Origin of the sequence: Luteimonas yindakuii (genome assembly GCF_004803715.2) — a bacterium.
Taxonomy (GTDB): Bacteria; Pseudomonadota; Gammaproteobacteria; order Xanthomonadales; family Xanthomonadaceae; genus Luteimonas; species Luteimonas yindakuii.
The window spans coordinates 786,120-804,518 of sequence record NZ_CP039383.2; the positions used below are offsets into that span (position 1 = coordinate 786,120).

Genomic DNA, 18,399 nt, shown 5'->3' on the forward strand with positions numbered 1-18,399 from the left:
CACTCTACGGGATCGACGGGTGAAGAGCCCAGCGGCGCCGGGCTCAGAAGATATCGAACGCCTCTTCGCCCGGCATGGTGTCCTCGTAGCTGTCGTACACGTCGGCTGCCATGCGCTCGAGGTCTTCGTTCTTGATGTACTCCAGCAGGCCGCCGGTGCCACCTGGCAGCAGCCGACCGCTCGCGCTGACCGCCACCTGGGTCATGCCGGCCGGTGGCAGGTTCGGTGCAATCGGCTGGCCCTCGAGCGCCACGCGCATGTAGTCGATCCAGATCGGCAGGGCGGAGCGCCCGCCGTACTCGCGATAGCCCAACGAGCGGTTGTCGTCGCGACCCACCCACACCGTGGTCACCAGGTTGCCGCCGAAGCCGGCGAACCAGGCGTCGCGGTGTTCGTTGGTGGAGCCGGTCTTGCCACCGATGTCCTCGCGTTCGAGCACACGTGCGGCAGCGCCGGTACCGCGGCTCACCACGTCGCGCATCATCGAGACCAGCTGGTAGGCCACGCGCTCGTCGATGGCGCGGGGCGCGACCGGGGCGTCCGGATCGCGCGGCGCGGGTGCTGCGGCGGCCGCGCCCACTTCGTCGTCCGAGGCCGCCACAGCCGGTGCCGGTGTCTGCGTGGGGCCGAGGTTGAAGCCGTCCACGACGTAGGTGTCGGCGCTGGTCGCCGGCAGCCCGTCGGCACCGCAACCGCGACAGGCCAGTGCAGGCTGTTCCTTGAAGATCACGCTGCCGTCGCGATCGCGGACCTCGTCGATGAACCACGGCGTGATGCGCGAACCACCATTGGCGAAGGCTGCGTAGCCGCGGGTGATCTCCATGATCGTCAGGGACGGCGTTCCCAGCGAGATCGACAGGTTCGGCGGCAGCTCGGACTCGTCGAAACCGAAATGGCTGATGTAGCGACGCGCGTAGTCGACGCCGATGGTGTCGAGCAGGCGCACCGAGACCAGGTTGCGCGAGCGCACGAGCGCCTCGCGCAGGCGCATCGGGCCGACGAACTTGCCGTCATCGTTCTGCGGGCGCCATTCCTGGCCGCGACGCATGCGGAACACCACCGGGGCGTCGGCCACCACCGACGCCGGGTTGAAGCCCCGCTCGAAGGCCGCCGCATAGATGAAGGGTTTGAAGCTCGAGCCGGGCTGGCGCCGTGCCTGGGTGGCACGGTTGAACTTCTGCCCGGCGAAGCTGAAACCGCCGACCAGCGCACGCAGGGCGCCGGTCTCGTATTCCATCGACACCAGCGCAGCCTGCGCGCGCGGAACCTGCGCCAGTTGCCAGCTGATCGCCGGCGGCGGTGCCGCTTCGCCCTCGCGCGCGGACTTGGACGCGGTCTCGATGCGTCGTACGCGGATCATGTCGCCGCGCGTGACCAGCGCCGATGGCGCGCGGTTGGTCCAGCGGCTGGACGCGGCGTCCAGGGTCAGCGTGCTGCCGTCGGCGAGCACGGCGTCGACCGTGCCGCCGCCGCTGCGCAGCACAACGGCCGGCAGCAACCCGGCCTGTGCCGGAATCCCGCGCAGATGGCTCGCGGCGGCGGCAGCATCGTCGCCGTCGGCCAGTTCGAACTGCTGTTCGGGCTTGGTGTAACCATGGCGACGGTCGTAGGTCAGCAACCCGTCGCGCAGCGAACGGTCGGCGGCAAGCTGGGCAGCCGGATCGATCGTCGTGGTCACGTGGTAGCCGCGCGTCAGCACGTCGCCGCCATAGCGCGCGATCATTTCCTGGCGGACCATCTCGGCCACGTAGGGCGCGTAGGTCTCGACCGGCCGCTCGTGCGGGCGGGCGTGCATCTCCGCCGCCTGCGCCAGGCGTTCATCGGCCTCGGGAATGAAGCCCAGCTCGCGCATGCGCTGCAGCACGTAGTCGCGACGGATGCGCGCGCGCTCCGGATTGGTGACCGGGTTGCCGCTGGACGGGAACTTGGGGATCGAGGCCAGCGTCGCGACCTCGTCCAGGGTCAGGTCGTCGAGGGTCTTGCCGTAGTAGAACTCGGCCGCGGCGGCGATGCCGTAGGCGCGGTTGCCGAAGAAGCTCTTGTTGAGATACAGCTGGAAGATCTCGTCCTTGCTGAGCTCGCGCTCCATCTTCATCGCCAGCAGCATCTCGGCGAGCTTGCGCGTATAGCTGTATTCCGAACTCAGGAAGAACTGCCGCGCCACCTGCTGGGTGATGGTCGAACCGCCGGGCACGCGCTGGTCGTCGGTGGTGGCCAGCAGCCAGATCGCGCGCGCGACGCCGCGGTAGTCCACGCCGTGGTGCTCGTAGAAACGGTTGTCCTCGATCGCGATGAAGGCCTGCTTGATGCGCTCCGGAACCTCCTCGATCCGCACCGGGTAACGGCGGGTCTCGCCGAACAGCGCCATCAGGCTGCCGTCGCTGGCATAGACATACAGCGGCTCCTGCATCTCCACGTCGCGCAGGGTCTGCACGTCCGGCAACCGCGCGGAGACGACGAAGTACAGGGTGGCTACGGCAAGGACGCCAAGGACGATGGCGGCCGAAGCGGCAATCAGCGTCCAGCGCAGCAGGCGGCGGAATCGGGACATCGACGGGTTCCTGCGAAGAGCGTAGCCTTGAGTCAGGGCGCGGAGTATAGAGGTTTGGCCGGGTTGGCCTGCGCCTGTGCGAGACTGGTGCGGTCACCATGCACGGCAGGGGAGCCGGGCGAGGGGAGGATGCAGAAGCGCGCACTGCGGCACGGTCCCGCGGTCCGCGTGTTGCCAAGGGGTAAAAAGTCCGTTATTTAATGCGCCGGGGCACGTAGCGCAGCCAAGCGCCCGTGGCATAAGGGGAAATCCTGTGGGGCTCATCACAAAAAATCAGTCGCCACTCGTGGGCGTCGATATCAGTTCGACTGCGGTCAAGCTTCTGCAGCTGTCGCGCTCGGGCGAGCGCTACCGCGTCGAGCACTACGCGGTCGAGCCACTGCCGCCCAACGCGGTGGTGGAGAAGAACATCGTCGAAGTCGAGGCGGTGGGTGATGCCATCCGTCGCGCGATGTCGCGCTCGGGTTCGAAGGCCAAGCACGCCGCTGCGGCCGTGGCCGGTTCGGCGGTGATCACCAAGACCATCCCGATGCCCGCCGAGCTCGACGAGGACGAGATGGAATCGGCCGTCGAGCTCGAAGCCATCAACTACATCCCGTATCCGATCGACGAAGTGAACCTCGACTTCGAGGTGCTTGGTCCGGTTCCCGGCAATCCGGAGATGGTGCAGGTGCTGCTGGCGGCCTCGCGTTCCGAGAACGTCGAGATGCGTGCCTCCGCGCTCGAGCTTGGCGGCCTCACCGCCAGGGTGATGGACGTCGAGGCCTTCGCGATCGAGAACGCCTACGCGCTGCTGGCGGGTGGCCTCAACGCGCCGCACGACGGCATCGTCGCCCTGGTCGACGTCGGCGCGACGATGACCACGCTCAACATCCTGCGCGGTGGCCGCAGCCTCTACACCCGTGAACAGGTGTTCGGTGGCAAGCAGCTGACCGACGAGGTGATGCGCCGCTACGGCCTCAGCTACGAGGAGGCGGGCCTGGCCAAGCGCCAGGGTGGCCTGCCCGAGAGCTACGAGATCGAGGTGCTCGAACCGTTCAAGGAAGCGCTGGTCCAGCAGATCAGCCGCCTGCTGCAGTTCTTCTACGCCGGCAGCGAATTCAACCGCGTCGACCATGTCGTGCTGGCCGGTGGCTGCGCGTCGATCCCCGGCGTGCCGGAGATGGTCGAGGAACAGCTGGGCGTGCAGACGGTGGTCGCCAACCCGCTGGCGCAGATGACGCTCGGGCCGCGCGTGCAGGCGCACGCACTGGCCCAGGACGCCCCCGCGCTGATGATCGCCTGTGGCCTGGCCATGAGGAGCTTCGACTGATGGCGCGGATCAACCTGCTGCCCTGGCGCGCCGAACGCCGCAAGCAGCGTCAGAAAGAGTTCGGCGTCATGCTCGGCCTGGCCGCACTGGCCGGTGTCGTGCTCTGGTTCCTGGTCAACATGTATTACAACGCGCAGATCGAGGGGCAGCAGGCGCGCAACGCCTACCTCGACCAGCAGATCGCGCAGGTCGAGCAGAAGATCACCGAGATCGACGAGCTCGACCGCCAGAAGGCGCGCCTGCTGGCACGCAAGGAAGTGATCGAGAAGCTGCAGGCCAGCCGCTCGCAGATGGTGCACCTGTTCGATTCGCTGGTGCGCACGATCCCGGACGGCGTGATGCTGACCTCGCTCAAGCAGGAAGGCGAGCGCCTGACCCTGGAAGGGCGCTCGCAGTCCAACGCGCGGGTCAGTACCTACATGCGCAACCTCGAAAGCTCGGGCTGGATGACCCGCCCGGAGCTGTCGATCATCGAGGCGCGTCCGGCGGAGGGTGGGGTTTCCAACGCCGGCCTGCCGTACGCCTTCACCCTGGTCGTGACCCTGGCCAACCCCAGTGCGCGTGACGCCGAAGCCGATGGCATCGACACCGAAGCCACACCGGCCGATGCCGCCGCCCCGACCGCAGGAGCCGCCCCGTGAGCCAGAAGCGGAAGATGTCGCTCAAGGAACTGGACTTCAACAACACCGGGTCCTGGCCGCGCGAGTACAAGATCGGGTTCTGCATCCTGATGGGCCTGCTGATCTTCGGCCTGCTGTGGTGGCTGGTGATCCGCGACAAGCGCTCCGAGTTGCAGGGCCTGGAAGGGCAGGAAGTCACCAAGCGCGAGGAGTTCGCCCTCAAGCAGGGCCGCGCCGCTAACCTGGAACCGCTGAAACTGCAGCTCGCGCAGATGGAACAGCAGCTGCAGCAGATGCTGCGCCAGCTGCCGAGCCGTACCGAGATGCCCGACCTCATCGTCGACATCTCGCAGACCGCGCTCGCCACCGGCATCCAGAACGACCTGTTCCAGCCGGGCCCGGAGTCGCCGCAGGAGTTCTACGCCGAGAAGCCGATCGCGCTGCGCATGCAGGGCAGCTACCACCAGTTCGGCGCGTTCGTCAGCGGCGTGGCTTCATTGCCGCGGGTGGTGATCATGACGATGCACGACATCTCGCTGAAGCCGCGCGATGGCACCGCCATCCGCCCCGGTGGACAGCTCGAGCTGGCGGGTACGGTCAAGACCTACCGCTACCTCGACGAGGAAGAGACCGCGGCGCAGGAACAGCTGGGCGCCGACGCGGCAGCCAATACCGGGGGGAGCCGCTGATATGGGCAAGCCGTTGAACACCGCCGCACGCACGCTCGCGTTCGCCGCACTCACCGTGTCGCTGGCCGCCTGCGGCCGCGACATCACCAGCTCGCCGGGCGAAGCGCCCAACCTCGAGGAATGGGTGGCCGATGTGCAGGCCCGGCCGGCACCGCCACTCGACCCGCTGCCGGTGATGCAGCAGTTCGAGACCTTCGAATACGCCGCGCAGGGCCTGCGCGATCCCTTCAGCGATGCGTTCACCTCCGATAGCGGGGGCAGCGGACCGCGGCCCGATTCCAACCGCCGCAAGCAGCCGCTGGAGGAATTCCCGCTCGACAGCGTCGACATGGTCGGCACGATCGGTCGAGGCAGTGGGCTGGTCGCATTGCTGATGGCGCCGGACAAGGTGACCCACCGGATCCGTGCAGGGGACTATGTGGGCCAGAACGATGGCCGCGTGACTTCGGTTGCCGAAGATCGCGTGGAGCTGGTGGAACTTGTGCCGGATGGCGCGGGCGGCTGGCTGGAGCGGCCGGCTTCGATTGCGCTCAATGACAATTGAAAGGGGATTCAAGATGATCGTGAGTAAAGCGCAAGCTCCGCGTCCGGCGCGCAGCATCCCGTTCGGCGTGGTGACCGGCCTTGTGGCCGGCCTGCTTGCCGCCACCGCGGGCGTCCACGCCGCACAACCGGTGTCCTATGCGGTGCCGCTGCTGGCCCAGGCCGGACTTCCGGTCGCGGCCGACCCGGCCCGTCAGCTGCCGGGTGCGGTGGGGGTCTCGAAGATCGACTTCCGGCGCGGCGAAGGCGGCTCCGGCAAGCTGATCCTCAGCTTCGACGGCGAGGGTGCCGCGCCCGACATGCGCGCACAGGGCAACAGCATCGTCGTCGATGTCGGCAACAGCACGCTGCCGGCCTCGCTGCAGCGCCCGCTCAACGTCTCCGACTTCGCCACCCCGGTGCAGCGCATCGACGCGGTGCAGAGCGGTACCGGCACCCGCATCGTGCTGAGTGCCCAGGGCGAGTTCGAGCCGATGGCCTACCAGACCGGGCGCGACTTCATCGTCGAGCTGGTGCCGCGTGCGGCCGCGCCGCAGCGTGCGGTCGGTGGCACCGCGCTGGCGACCGGCGGACAGTCTTCCGCGACCAGCGTCATGAGCGAGGACGCACCACGCGCCTACAGCGGGCAGGCGGTGACCTTCAACTTCCAGGACATCCCGGTCCGCACCGTGCTGCAGATGATCGCCGAGGAATCGGGCCTGAACATCGTGGCTTCCGACAGCGTGCAGGGCAACGTGACCCTGCGCCTGATCCAGGTGCCGTGGGACCAGGCGCTCGACATCGTCCTGCAGGCCCGCCAGCTCGACAAGCGCCGCAACGGCAACGTCGTGTGGGTGGCGCCGCAGTCGGAAATCGCCGCGTTCGAACAGGCACGCGAGGATGCGCGGCTGGCGATAGAGGACCGCGCCGAGATGGTCACCGAGTACATCCCGATCAGCTACGGCAATGCCGAGGACATCGCAAAGCTGCTGACCGAGGAGAGCAAGACCGGTTCCGGCGGTGGTTCGGCGGGTGGCGGCAGCGGCACACAGACCAGCCGCGGCTTCCTGTCGTCGCGCGGCAGCCTGAGCTTCGACCGCCGCACCAACACCCTGCTGGCGATCGACATCCCGGCCCGCGTGCAGGAGCTCAAGCGCATCGTCGCCGCGCTCGACAAGCCGGTCGACCAGGTGGTGATCGAGGCCCGCATCGTGATCGCCAACGAATCGTTCGCCCGCGACATCGGCGCACGTTTCGGCATCACCAACAACGGGTTGATCGACGGGCGCGCCATCACGTCGGGTTCGCTGGACAGCAACGTCAACTACCAGAACTCGTTCGCCGAGTTCATGCAGGATCCGGCCAATGCGGACCTGCCGGCCCATCTGCACCCGTCGAGCCTGAACTTCGCCCGTGCAGCACCCGCCGGTGCCGGCGCACTGGCGCTGACCATCCTCGGCAACACCATCAACTGGGACGTCGAGATCTCGGCGCTGCAGCAGGAAGGTCGTGGCGAGGTGATCTCCAACCCGCGCATCGTCACCAGCAACCAGCGCGAGGCGGTGATCAGCCAGGGCCAGGAAATCGGCTACCTGACGGTGACCGGTGGCCAGAGCAACAACGTGCCGACCGTGGAATTCAAGGACGTGCTGCTGGAGCTGCGGGTCACCCCGACCATCACCAACGATGGCCGCGTGTTCCTCGCCATGGACATCAAGAAGGACGAGATCAGCGGCTACACCGACGTCGGTGCGTTCGGTTCGATCCCGAACCTCAACAAGCGCACGATCACCACCGCGGTGCTGGTGGACGATGGCCAGACGGTGTCGATCGGCGGCGTGTACGAGTTCCGCGACCGCAACGACCTGTCGAAGATCCCGTTCCTGGGCGACCTGCCGATCGTCGGCAACCTGTTCAAGAACCGCAGCCGTTCGCGCGAGAAGGCGGAACTGCTGATCTTCGTGACGCCGAAGGTGATCCGCGTGGCACAGCGCAGCTGATGCCGGCTGCCACCGGGTAGTACACGACGGGGCCATTCGGCCCCGTCGTCGTTTAGGTCCCGCTCGGACCGCGGCCGGCGTCCTGGGGCACACTGGATCTCCCGCCGTACGCGCGCTGCCGACACGTCGCCCATGGATTCACCGGCTGTTTCCGACATCCCCCGACTCCACGATGCCTTCCGGGCCCTGCGTGACGACCTGTCCGCGGAGATCGTCGGCCAGGCCGCGCTGATCGAGCGGCTGCTGATCGCGCTGCTGGCCGATGGCCATCTGCTCGTCGAGGGCGCGCCCGGCCTGGCCAAGACCAGCGCCATCCGTGCTCTCGCGGCGCGACTGGAGGCCGGTTTCGCGCGCGTGCAGTTCACGCCCGACCTGCTGCCGGCCGACCTGACCGGCACCGAGGTCTGGCGCGCGCGGGACGGCCGTTTCGAATTCCAGCCCGGACCGATCTTCCATCCGTTGCTGCTGGCCGACGAGATCAACCGCGCGCCGGCCAAGGTGCAGTCGGCCTTGCTCGAGGCGATGGGCGAACGCCAGGTCACGGTGGGGCGCGAGACCTATCCGCTGCCGGCGCTGTTCCTGGTGATGGCGACGCAGAACCCGATCGAGCAGGAAGGCACCTTCGCCCTGCCGGAGGCGCAGCTCGACCGTTTCCTGATGTACGTGCGCATCGGCTATCCCGACGTCGACAGCGAGACCGAGATCCTGCGCCTCGCCCGCGAGCGCGCCCGACGGACGCTACGCCAGCCTGCGGCCGCGCCTGCGCGCATGCCCATCGACGACGTGTTCGCTGCGCGCGCCGCGGTGCTCGACCTGCATCTCGCCCCGCAGCTCGAACGCTACCTGGTCGAGCTGGTGCTGGCCTCGCGCGACGCCGCCCGCTATGACGCCGCGCTTGCGCGCCGCATCGCCTGGGGCGCGAGCCCGCGCGGATCGATCGCACTGGAACGCTGCGCCCGCGCGCGTGCCTGGCTTGCCGGGCGCGACTACGTGACGCCGGAAGACGTGCGCGCGGTGGCGCCGGACGTGCTGCGCCACCGCGTGCTGCCGAGCTACGAGGCGACCGCCGAGGGCTGGGATGGGGACCGGCTGGTCGCCGAGCTGATCGAGCGGGTGCCGCTGCCGTGACCGGTACCGGTCTTGCGCCGATCACGCGACTCGATCCGGGCAGGTTCCCGCGCGGTCTCGATCCGCGCGCGTGCGTGTAGATCCGTGGCACGGGACGTCTCGCCGGTGAAGCAGCACGATATCCCGTCGGGCGACGCGGGCGTGGTGCCCACGCTGGCCGAACTGGTCGCGCTGCGCGCCTCCGCGCAGGGACGGCGTCCGCGTCGCGTCCGCCATGCCTCGGCGGGGCAGTCGCCCTCGCTGTTGCGCGGGCGCGGCATGGAGTACGCCGAGTCGCGCGAGTACACCGCGGGCGACGACGCGCGGCACATCGACTGGCGACTCACCGCACGCACCGGCCGCGCGCACACCAAGCTGTTCCAGGCCGAACGCGAGCGGCTGTCGCTGGTGGTCGCGGACACTGCGCCTGCGCTGTACTTCGGCACCCGCGTGCGCTTCAAGTCGGTGCAGGCCGCGCGTGCGGGCGCGGTTGCCGCATGGCGGGCGATCGGCGAGGGCGACCGGATCGCGGCGCTGCGCGGCAGCCTGCGCGAACCGCCGGTGCCGCCCGCAGGCGGTGCGCGCGGCGCGCTGCGCGTGCTGGATGCACTGGTGCGCTGGTACGCGCGTCCTCCCGACGACGATGCCGGGCTGGCAACCGCGCTCGATCACGCCGCGCGGGTGCTGCGTCCCGGCGCGCGCCTGCTGGTGCTGGCGGACGTGGGCAGCCTCGACGGCATCCCGCGTTCGCGCTGGACCGGGCTGTCGCTGCACGCCGAAGTCACCGTCGTGCTGCTGACCGATCCGCTCGAGACCGCACCGCCGCAGGCACGACTGGCCTTCGAGGCGGAAGGCCGGCGGATCGACCTGGACCTCGCCGCGGCCGCGCAAAGGCAGCGCTGGCATGCGCGTTTCGTGGCCCCGGTGGAGGCGATGCTGGCCGAACTGCCGGGTCGCGGCGTGCAGGTGCGCACGCTGGCCAGCAACATGCCCAGCGATGCATGGCTGCAACCCCGTCTCCCAGCGGTCCTGGAATCCTGATGGCGACGGGCCTGGTGTTGCGTGACATCCATCAGCCGGCCGCGCCGGGCTGGTGGCCGCCCGCGCCGGGCTGGTGGTTGCTGGCGACGGTGGTGCTGGTGCTTGCGGCCGCGTGGCTGTGGTGGCGCCGGCGTGTGCGTCGCCGTCGCCTGCGCCTGCAGGCCCTGTTCGACGACACCGTTGCGACCGCGCCCACGCCCGCGGCGCAGGTCGGGGCGATCTCCGAACTGCTGCGCCGCGCTGCGCGCGACCGCGATCCGCGCACAGCCACGTTGGCCGACGCCGAGTGGATCGGCTTCCTTCGGCACGATGACGCCGGCGCAGCGCTCGCACCGGCCTCGCTCGACCTGTTGCGTGATGGCGGCTACCGCCGCGAGGTCGCCGCCGGCGCGGTCGAACAGCTGCGTGGCGAAGCACGGGCGCTGTTCCTCGCGTGGAGCCTGCGCCGGTGAGCTGGCTGCAGGATCTCGCCTGGCCCTGGTTGCTGCTGGCCTTGCCTCTGCCGTGGCTGGTCCGGTGGCTGCTGCCACCGGTGGCGGTCGGTGCCGCACTGCGGGTGCCGTGGTCGAGCCGGTTCGATATGCAGGATGGATCGGCCGACGGTCGCCCGGCCGGTCGCGGCACTCTGCGGCTGTGGCTTGCCGCCGCGGCCTGGGCCTGCCTGTGCGTGGCCGCGGCGCGTCCGCAGGCGATGGGCGACGCGGTGCAGCCACCGCAGGTCGGGCGCGACCTGATGCTGGCGGTCGACCTGTCCGGCAGCATGGCCGAGGAGGACATGCTGCTCGGCAACCGCGTGGTGGACCGGCTGACCGCGGCCAAGGCGGTCATTGCCGATTTCCTCGACCGTCGCGGCGGTGATCGCGTCGGCCTGCTGGTCTTCGGTCGCCGCGCCTACGCGGTGGCCCCGCTCACCCTGGACCGCGACAGCGTGCGCGAACAGTTGATGACCAGCGTGGTCGGGCTGGCCGGCCGCGAGACCGCCATCGGTGACGCGATCGGCCTGGCGGTCAAGCGCCTGCGCGGCCAGCCCGAAGGCCAGCGGGTGCTGATCCTGCTGACCGACGGCGTCAACACGGCCGGCCTGCTGGAGCCGCTCAAGGCGGCCGAGCTGGCGCGCGATGCACGGGTCCGCGTGCACACGATCGCCTTCGGCGGGAGCGGGATGCAGTCGCCGTTCGGGTTCCGCCTGCCCGGCCCGGTCGAGGAGATCGACGAGGACACCCTGCGCGCGATTGCCGACATGACCGGTGGTCGCATGTTCCGCGCACGCGATACCGAAGAGCTGGCCGGCATCTATGCCGAGATTGACCGCCTCGAGCCGGTGGAGCGCCCGGCCGAAGCGGTGCGGCCGCGCATCGAGCGCTATCACGTGCCGCTGGCCTGGGCCCTGGGCCTGGCCCTGCTGGCATGGGTGCCGCTGCCGCGCCGTCGACGTCCTGGCGGGGAGACGCCGGCATGAGCCTGTTGTTCCTGCGCCCGGAGTGGTTGTGGGGCCTGCTCGGCCTGCCGTTGCTGGTGCTCTGGTGGCAACGTCGGCGCCAGCGTGACGATATCTGGCGGACGACCGTGGATGCCCACCTGTTGCCGCACCTGCTGGGCGCACGGGCCCGACGCGGTGGGCCGGGGCTGGCCGCCATGCTGCTTGGCTGGACGCTGGCGGTCGCCGCGCTGGCGGGGCCGAGCTGGCGCAGTGGCGGGCAGCCGCTGGTGCAGCAGGCCGCGCCGCTGGTCATCGCGCTCGACCTGTCGGGCGCCGCACTCGCCAACGACCTGCCGCCCAGCCGGCTGGCACAGGCGCGGCTGAAGATCGCCACCCTGCTGCGCGAACGCGCGGGTGGCGAGGTGGGGCTGGTGGTGTGGGCGGACGATGCGTTCACCGTCGCGCCGCTCACCGCGGATGCGGCCAACGTGGCGCTGTTTCTCGATGCGCTGGCGCCGGGGGTGATGCCGGTGGATGGCCACCGCCCGGACCGCGCGATCCGCCATGCCGCGCGATTGCTGGAACGGGCCGGTTTCCGCCGTGGCGAGATCCTGCTGCTGACCGGCGAAGGCTCCAACGCGGCGACGCGGGCCGCAGCTGCGGTGGCGGCCGATGGCTATCGCGTGTCCGTGCTGGGCCTCGGCACGGCCGCCGGCAGCGCCTACCGCGAAGCGGATGGCGGGTTCGGACGCACCCGGCTGGATGCGCCGGCGCTGCGTGCGATCGCTGCGGCTGGCGGCGGCGCCTACGCCGCGTTGCAGGCCGGCAACGGCGACCTGCGCGCGCTCGGCGTGCTCGAGCCACGCAGCGCGGCCGGCAACGTCCGCGAGGGCGAGACCCTGCTGCGGCTGGACGACGGCTACTGGCTGCTGCTGCCGCTGATGTTGTTGGCGGCGCTGGCATTCCGCCGCAATGCGCTGGCCCTGGTGCTGGTCCTCGCCTGCGTGCCCGGCTGGATCCCCGCGCAGGCGTGGGCGCAGGGCGCGGTTCAGGATCCGGGTGTGCTGGAGGGCGGCTGGTGGCGCCGCGCCGACCAGGCTGCGCATGCACGCATGCAGGCTGGGGCGGATGCGTACCGCGCGGCGACTACGCGGCGGCGGCCGCGGCCTGGCGCGGGCTGCCCGGTGCCGACGCCGCCTACAACCTCGGCAACGCGCTCGCGCGCGCCGGACGCTACGAACAGGCGATCGCGGCGTACGACGACGCCCTGCGTCGACAGCCCGGCATGGACGACGCCCGCGCCAACCGCGAGGCGGTGCTGCAGGCAATGCAGCGCCAGCCGCCGCCCTCCGGGCCGCAGTCGGATCCGGACGGCGAATCGAGCCAGCAGGGTGAGCCGCAGCCCGGCCGCGAACAGCCGGCAGACGACCAGGACGAGGGCCAGGCCGGCGACGAGGCGGGCGACGCGCCCGCCACCGATGCGCCGCCGGCGGAAGCGCCGCAGGCACCCGATGCACAGGCGCAACAGGCCGCCGACGATGCCCAGCGCGAGCGCATGGACGCGGCGTTGCGGCAGGCCGAACGCGAAGGCGTGGACGGGGAACCGGCGCAGGCCGAGGCAGCGGAAAGCCGCGAGGAACGCGAACAGCGCGAAGCCAACGAAGCGTGGCTGCGACGCGTGCCCGACGACCCCGGTGGCCTGCTGCGCGAGAAATTCCGCCTTGAGCACCTGCGCCGCCAGCAAGGCGGAGGACCCTGATGAAGATGTATCCAACGCGTGCGGGCATCGTTCCGCTGGTCTGCCTGCTGGCGCTGCTCGCCTGCTGGCCGGTCGCCGCCGTGCAGGCGCAGGCGCGCGCGTGGCTCGACCGCGAGCGCATCGCGCTGGACGAGACCGCGACCCTCAACGTCGAGACCACCGAGGCCGGAGTGGCCGCGCCCGACTGGTCGGCGCTCGAGAGCGATTTCCGCCTCAGTGGCCACACCAGCAGCCGCCAGGTGGAAATCGTCAACGGGCGCAGCCAGGCGCGGGTGCTGTTCGCGGTGGCGCTGTCGCCACGACGCACCGGCGCGCTGGTGATCCCGCCGCTGCGCGTGGGCTCTGCCAGCACCGGCCCGCTGACGTTGACCGTCGGCGCCGCCGACGCGACGCCCGCCCGCGCAGGCGACCCGGCCTTCATCGAGTCCGAACTCGATGCCGATCACGCCTACGTGCAACAGGCGATCGGCTACGTGCTGCGCCTGTATTACGCCACGCCGCTGATTTCCGGTGAGCTCGAGCAGCCCGCGCCCGACGGCGCCGCATTGCAGCGCATCGGCAACGACGTGCAGTACAACCGCGACATCGGCGGCCGGCGCTACACCGTCGTCGAGCGCCGCTTCCTGCTGGTGCCCGAGCGCAGCGGCACGCTGGCGATTCCGGGCGCGCGCTTCACCGGGCGCGGCACCGGCAACTTCTTCGACGACCTGTTCCGCGACGGCTCACGGCTGCTGCGCGCCGACGGTGCGCCGCGCTTCCTCGAGGTGCGCCCGGTGCCGGATGGTGCACCGCAGCCGTGGCTGCCGCTGCGTGGCCTGCAGCTGAAGTACCTCTCCACGTCGCAGCAGGCGCGTGCCGGCGAGGCGGTGGAGATCGTGGTCGAGGCGCGCGCCGATGGTGCCAGCGGCAGCCAGTTGCCAGCGCTGGAACTGACCGTCGATGGCGGCGCGCAGGTGTTCTCGGAACCGCCGGAAGTGGAGGAAGGCTTCGACCAGGGCCGACCGGTGGTGCGGGTGACGCGGCAGTTCTCGATCGTGCCCGCGCGCGCCGGCACGCTCACGGTGCGCGGCCCGCGACAGGCGTGGTGGGACGTAGGCGCGGATGCCGCGCGCATCGCCGAGCTGCCGGATCTCATGGTCGACGTGGCGCCGGGGCAGGGTGCGGCGGCCGCTGCGCCCGACGCCGGTGTGCGCAATGTCCCGCCCGGCATCCGCGTGCCGGGGGTGCAGGAGCCGATCGGCTTCTGGCCGCTGGCCACGGTGGTGTTCGCGTTGCTATGGCTGCTGACGCTGGGCTGGGCGTTGCAGCGCCGCCCGCACGCGTCCGGTGGCGCGCACGCGGATGTCCCCGATGCCGTGGCGACAGGTGCCTCGACCGACCCGCGCATGCGCATGCGTGCATTGCGCGATGCGTTGCAGGCCGGCGATCTGCACGCGATCGCGGATGCGTTGTGTGCGCTGGCAACGCCGCCCGCGGAAGGTCTCGATGCACTTGCACGGCGCCTGGCCGATCCGCAACAGCGCGACGCGATCGATCAGTTGCAGCGCGCGCGCTGGGCCGGCGGCGATGCCGCGGCAGCACGTGCCGCGGTGCGCAGTGCCTTTCGCGAAGGACCACGCTGGCACGACGCCGACGCACACGAGGAACAGCCGGTGCTGCCGCCGTTGTATCCGCGCTGAGTCTCGCGCGGCCGCGTGGTCAGGGACCGCCGCGACTGCTTTGTTAAGCTTGCCGGCCCTCGTGACGAGCCGTACCGCATGACGCCAGCGAATCCGGATGCCCGCCGCATGCCGTTGCACACCCGGATGCTGATCGGTTTCATCGTGGGCGCAAGCCTGGGCCTCGCCGCGAACGTGCTGGTCGGCGATGCGGCATGGCTGGCCGGCGTGATCGCCTATGTCACCGATCCGATCGGCCAGTTGTTCCTGCGCCTGCTGTTCATGCTGGTGGTGCCGCTGGTGTTCTCGGCGCTGATCCTCGGCGTGGTCGAGATCGGCGACCCACGCTCGCTCGGCCGCCTCGGCGGCAAGACGCTGGTGTGGGTGCTGGCGAGCACCTTCATCGCGGTCGTGATCGGCATGGTGGTGACCCATCTGCTGCAACCCGGCGCCGGTATTCCGGACGAGCTGCGTGACCGGGTGATGGCCGACATCAGCGAATCCGGCGCCGCGCTGCCCACCGGCGACATGCCGATCGGCTTCATGCAGATGCTGCTCAACATGGTGCCGCGCAACCCGATCGCCGCGGCCGCCAATACCGATCTCATCGGGGTGATGTTCTTCTCGCTGATGTTCGGCGTGGCCGCGACGGTGCTCAACACCGCCGGCACCCGCAGCTTCGTCGGCGCGGTGCAGGGCGTGTACGACATCAGCCTGAAGCTGATCGACTGGGTGATCCGCCTTGCTCCGTATGCGGTGGCGGCCCTGCTGTTCACGCTGACCGCGCGCATGGGCCTCGGCCTCATGGTGCAGCTCGGCTGGTTCGTGCTGACCGCGGTGCTGGCGATGGCGCTGCACTTCTTCGGCACCTATTCGGTCGCGATCATGGCGATTGCACGACGCTCGCCGCTGGATGTGTTCCGCCGCTCGCAGCCGGCGCTACTGACCGCGTTCTCGACCTCGTCGAGTGCGGCGACGCTGCCGACCTCGCTGAAGGTGGCGGAAGAAAACCTCGGCGTGCCGCGGCGCGTGGCGCGCTTCGTCTGCACGCTGGGCTCGACCGTCAACATGAACGGCACCGCGCTCTACGAAGGTGTCACCGTGCTGTTCCTGGCGCAGTTGTTCGGGGTGGAGCTCACCCTGGTGCAGCAGGCGATGATCCTGGTGATGTGCATCATGGGTGGCATCGGCGCGGCCAGCGTGCCCGGCGGCTCGTTGCCGGTGATCGCCGCGATCCTGGTGATGTTCGGCATCCCTGCCGAGGGCATCGGCATCATCCTCGGCGTCGATCGCTTCCTCGACATGTGCCGCACGGCGGTCAACATCGGTGGCGACATGGTCGGCTCGGTGGTGATCGCGCGCAGCGAGCCCGATGATGCGGAGCCGTCCCTCGGGCCGCTGCGGCCGGCGACGGCGGCGGTGGGAAGCGACTGAGTAACACGTCTACGGGCTGATGAGAGCAGGAGCCTGTTCCGGACGGGCGTCACCCCTGGTCCCGGCGTCGCGCCTCCCAGCCGTGGCGTTCCTGCTCTACAGGATGCTGAAGCCCGGAGCCGCTCCACTGGTGCAGGAATCCCCCCGTCCGGGCACGTCCCCGGCGGCCGTGGGACAATAGCCGGCTCCCGCCGCCCGCACCGATGACATGACCCAGCCGACCCGTCGCGATCTCGCCAACGCCATCCGTTTCCTCGCCGCCGATGCCGTGGAGGCCGCCAAGTCCGGGCACCCGGGCATGCCGATGGGCATGGCCGACATCGCCGAGGTGCTGTGGAACGACTACCTCAGCCACAACCCGAACAACCCGAAGTGGTTCAACCGCGACCGCTTCGTGCTCTCGAATGGCCACGGATCGATGCTGCAGTACGCGCTGCTGCACCTGTCCGGTTATGACCTGCCGATCGAGGAGCTGAAGAACTTCCGCCAGCTCGGCCACCGCACCCCCGGGCATCCGGAAAACTTCGTTACCCCGGGCGTCGAGACCACCACCGGCCCGCTCGGCCAGGGCTTCGCCAACGCAGTCGGATTCGCGCTCGCGGAGAAGCTGCTGGCGCAGCGCTTCAACCGCCCCGAGTTCGCCATCGTCGACCACCGCACCTGGGTGTTCCTGGGCGATGGCTGCCTGATGGAAGGCATCTCGCACGAGGCCGCATCGCTGGCCGGCACGCTCAAGCTGGGCAAGCTGGTGGCGTTCTGGGACGACAACGGCATCTCCATCGATGGCGAGGTGCAGGGCTGGTTCACCGATGACACCCCGAAGCGTTTCGAGGCCTACGGCTGGCGCGTGATCCGCGACGTCGATGGCCATGACGCCGACGCGATCAAGGCGGCGATCGAGGACTCGCTGTCGCAGGACGAGCGCCCGACGCTGGTCTGCTGCCGCACGACGATCGGCTTCGGTTCGCCGGCCAAGGCGGGCAAGGAGTCGTCGCATGGCGCGCCGCTGGGTGGCGACGAGCTCGCGGCGACGCGCAAGGCGCTGGGCTGGGAGCACGGCCCGTTCGAGCTGCCGGCCGCGATCCAAGACGGCTGGCGCGCGGGCAATGCCGGTCTGGTGCGCGAGGAGCAGTGGAACCGCCTGTTCGACGCCTATGCGCAGAAATATCCCGACATCGCCACCGAGCTGAGCCGCCGTTCGCACGGCGAGCTGCCGGAGGAGTTCGCCGCCGCCGCCGAGGCGTATATCCGCAAGCTGCAGGCCGAAGGCCCGGAAGTCGCTTCGCGCAAGGCCTCGCAGATGGCGATCGAAGCGTTCGCGCCGCACCTGCCGGAACTGGTCGGTGGTTCGGCCGATCTCGCCAGCTCCAACCTGACGATGTGGAGCGGCAGCAAGGACGCCGCCGGTGACGATCCGTCGGCCAACTACATCTATTACGGCGTGCGCGAATTCGCGATGACCGCGATCAGCAACGGCCTGGCGCTGCATGGCGGCTTCATTCCCTACGACGCCACCTTCCTGGTGTTCTCCGACTACGCGCGCAACGCGGTGCGCATGAGCGCGCTGATGGAAGCGCATGCGATCCATGTCTACACCCATGACTCCATCGGCCTTGGCGAGGATGGCCCGACGCACCAGCCGGTCGAGCACCTGGCAAGCCTGCGCCTGATCCCCAACAACGACGTCTGGCGTCCGTGCGATGCGGTGGAGTCGGCGGTGGCCTGGCGCGCGGCGATCGAGCGCCGCGACGGCCCGTCCTGCCTGGTCTTCAGCCGGCAGAACCTGCCGCACCAGTCGCGCGACGACGCACAGCTCGCAGCCATCGCGCGTGGCGGTTATGTGCTCGCGGAGGCCGGCAACGGCGCGCCGGAGATCGTGCTGATCGCGACCGGCTCGGAAGTGGGCCTGGCCGTGGAGGCGCGCGCGATGCTCGAGGCGGAAGGCATCGCGACCCGCGTGGTGTCGATGCCGTCGAGCGACGTCTTCGACCGCCAGAATGCGGAGTACCGCGAAGCCGTGCTGCCGTCGGCGCTGCGTCGCCGCGTGGCGGTGGAGGCGGGCGTGACGGATGCATGGCGCAAGTACGTCGGCCTCGATGGCGCCGTGGTCGGCCTCGACCGCTTCGGTGCCTCGGCCCCGGCCGGCGTGCTGTTCAAGCACTTCGGCTTCACCGCGCAGGCTGTGGCCGACGCGGCGCGCGCGCTGCGCTGACTGACGCGATCTCTCGGTCGGCGGGACAGCCGCTGGGCAGGGAACGCGATCCACCGCCAATCCCGTTGGCGCAG

General features: G+C 70.0%; 13 protein-coding genes and 1 pseudogene. 13 read left to right on the plus strand and 1 reads right to left on the minus strand.

The features are described 5' to 3' along the window. Positions 1-43: 43 nt before the first annotated feature. Positions 44-2,551 (minus strand): penicillin-binding protein 1A, encoded by a 2,508-nt coding sequence (locus E5843_RS03580; RefSeq protein ID WP_141065680.1) that lies wholly within the window; start codon positions 2,549-2,551, stop codon positions 44-46. 253 nt (positions 2,552-2,804) lie between these two features. On the opposite strand from E5843_RS03580, the gene E5843_RS03585 reads away from it, so the two are divergent. The 13 genes and pseudogenes from E5843_RS03585 (at position 2,805) to tkt (ending at position 18,325) form a co-directional block, all read left to right on the plus strand. Next, a complete protein-coding gene (locus E5843_RS03585; RefSeq protein WP_134672720.1) occupies positions 2,805-3,863 on the plus strand; it encodes a pilus assembly protein PilM in 1,059 nt (352 codons plus the stop codon). Then, entirely contained in the window at positions 3,863-4,504 is a 642-nt protein-coding gene (locus tag E5843_RS03590; protein WP_134672721.1) for a PilN domain-containing protein, read from the plus strand. The genes E5843_RS03585 and E5843_RS03590 overlap by 1 nt, the downstream gene beginning before the upstream one ends. Positions 4,505-4,518: 14 nt before the next feature. Next, positions 4,519-5,172, plus strand: a complete 654-nt coding sequence (locus E5843_RS03595; protein WP_134674565.1) for a type IV pilus inner membrane component PilO — start codon at positions 4,519-4,521, stop codon at positions 5,170-5,172. Between the two features lies 1 nt (position 5,173). Beyond that, on the plus strand, positions 5,174-5,716 hold the full coding sequence (locus tag E5843_RS03600; RefSeq protein WP_134672722.1) for a pilus assembly protein PilP: 543 nt from the start codon (positions 5,174-5,176) through the stop codon (positions 5,714-5,716). A gap of 13 nt (positions 5,717-5,729) precedes the next feature. After that, positions 5,730-7,694 carry a type IV pilus secretin PilQ gene (locus E5843_RS03605; protein WP_134672723.1) on the plus strand — a complete coding sequence of 655 codons (1,965 nt, stop codon included), beginning with the start codon at positions 5,730-5,732 and terminating at the stop codon, positions 7,692-7,694. 132 nt (positions 7,695-7,826) lie between these two features. Further along, positions 7,827-8,822, plus strand: a complete 996-nt coding sequence (locus E5843_RS03610; protein WP_136411853.1) for an AAA family ATPase — start codon at positions 7,827-7,829, stop codon at positions 8,820-8,822. 105 nt (positions 8,823-8,927) lie between these two features. After that, positions 8,928-9,842, plus strand: a complete 915-nt coding sequence (locus E5843_RS03615; RefSeq protein WP_141065681.1) for a DUF58 domain-containing protein — start codon at positions 8,928-8,930, stop codon at positions 9,840-9,842. Further along, complete coding sequence (locus E5843_RS03620; RefSeq protein WP_141065682.1) at positions 9,842-10,294, plus strand: DUF4381 domain-containing protein; 453 nt, start codon at positions 9,842-9,844, stop codon at positions 10,292-10,294. The genes E5843_RS03615 and E5843_RS03620 overlap by 1 nt, the downstream gene beginning before the upstream one ends. Further along, positions 10,291-11,301, plus strand: a complete 1,011-nt coding sequence (locus E5843_RS03625; RefSeq protein ID WP_244240827.1) for a vWA domain-containing protein — start codon at positions 10,291-10,293, stop codon at positions 11,299-11,301. The genes E5843_RS03620 and E5843_RS03625 overlap by 4 nt, the downstream gene beginning before the upstream one ends. After that, positions 11,250-13,021, plus strand: a pseudogene (locus E5843_RS03630) (VWA domain-containing protein). Before E5843_RS03625 ends, E5843_RS03630 begins: the two are co-directional and overlap by 52 nt. After that, positions 13,021-14,700, plus strand: coding sequence for a BatD family protein (locus E5843_RS03635; RefSeq protein WP_141065683.1), 1,680 nt, complete (start codon positions 13,021-13,023; stop codon positions 14,698-14,700). The pseudogene E5843_RS03630 and the gene E5843_RS03635 overlap by 1 nt, the downstream one beginning before the upstream one ends. A 108-nt stretch (positions 14,701-14,808) precedes the next feature. Next, positions 14,809-16,113: a dicarboxylate/amino acid:cation symporter gene (locus tag E5843_RS03640; RefSeq protein WP_136413015.1), complete on the plus strand. Its 1,305-nt coding sequence runs from the start codon at positions 14,809-14,811 to the stop codon at positions 16,111-16,113. Positions 16,114-16,321: 208 nt separating this feature from the next. After that, positions 16,322-18,325: a transketolase gene (tkt, locus tag E5843_RS03645; protein WP_136411854.1), complete on the plus strand. Its 2,004-nt coding sequence runs from the start codon at positions 16,322-16,324 to the stop codon at positions 18,323-18,325. Positions 18,326-18,399 lie beyond the last annotated feature (74 nt).

Excerpts from the sequence above, each read along its gene's own strand:
- E5843_RS03580 (WP_141065680.1), bottom strand. The coding sequence starts at position 2,551 with ATGTCCCGATTCCGCCGCCTGCTGCGCTGGACGCTGATTGCCGCTTCG.
- E5843_RS03590 (WP_134672721.1), top strand. The coding sequence starts at position 3,863 with ATGGCGCGGATCAACCTGCTGCCCTGGCGCGCCGAACGCCGCAAGCAG.
- E5843_RS03595 (WP_134674565.1), top strand. The coding sequence starts at position 4,519 with ATGTCGCTCAAGGAACTGGACTTCAACAACACCGGGTCCTGGCCGCGC.
- E5843_RS03600 (WP_134672722.1), top strand. The coding sequence starts at position 5,174 with ATGGGCAAGCCGTTGAACACCGCCGCACGCACGCTCGCGTTCGCCGCA.
- E5843_RS03605 (WP_134672723.1), top strand. The coding sequence starts at position 5,730 with ATGATCGTGAGTAAAGCGCAAGCTCCGCGTCCGGCGCGCAGCATCCCG.
- E5843_RS03610 (WP_136411853.1), top strand. The coding sequence starts at position 7,827 with ATGGATTCACCGGCTGTTTCCGACATCCCCCGACTCCACGATGCCTTC.
- E5843_RS03620 (WP_141065682.1), top strand. The coding sequence starts at position 9,842 with ATGGCGACGGGCCTGGTGTTGCGTGACATCCATCAGCCGGCCGCGCCG.
- E5843_RS03635 (WP_141065683.1), top strand. The coding sequence starts at position 13,021 with ATGAAGATGTATCCAACGCGTGCGGGCATCGTTCCGCTGGTCTGCCTG.
- E5843_RS03640 (WP_136413015.1), top strand. The coding sequence starts at position 14,809 with ATGCCGTTGCACACCCGGATGCTGATCGGTTTCATCGTGGGCGCAAGC.
- tkt (WP_136411854.1), top strand. The coding sequence starts at position 16,322 with ATGACCCAGCCGACCCGTCGCGATCTCGCCAACGCCATCCGTTTCCTC.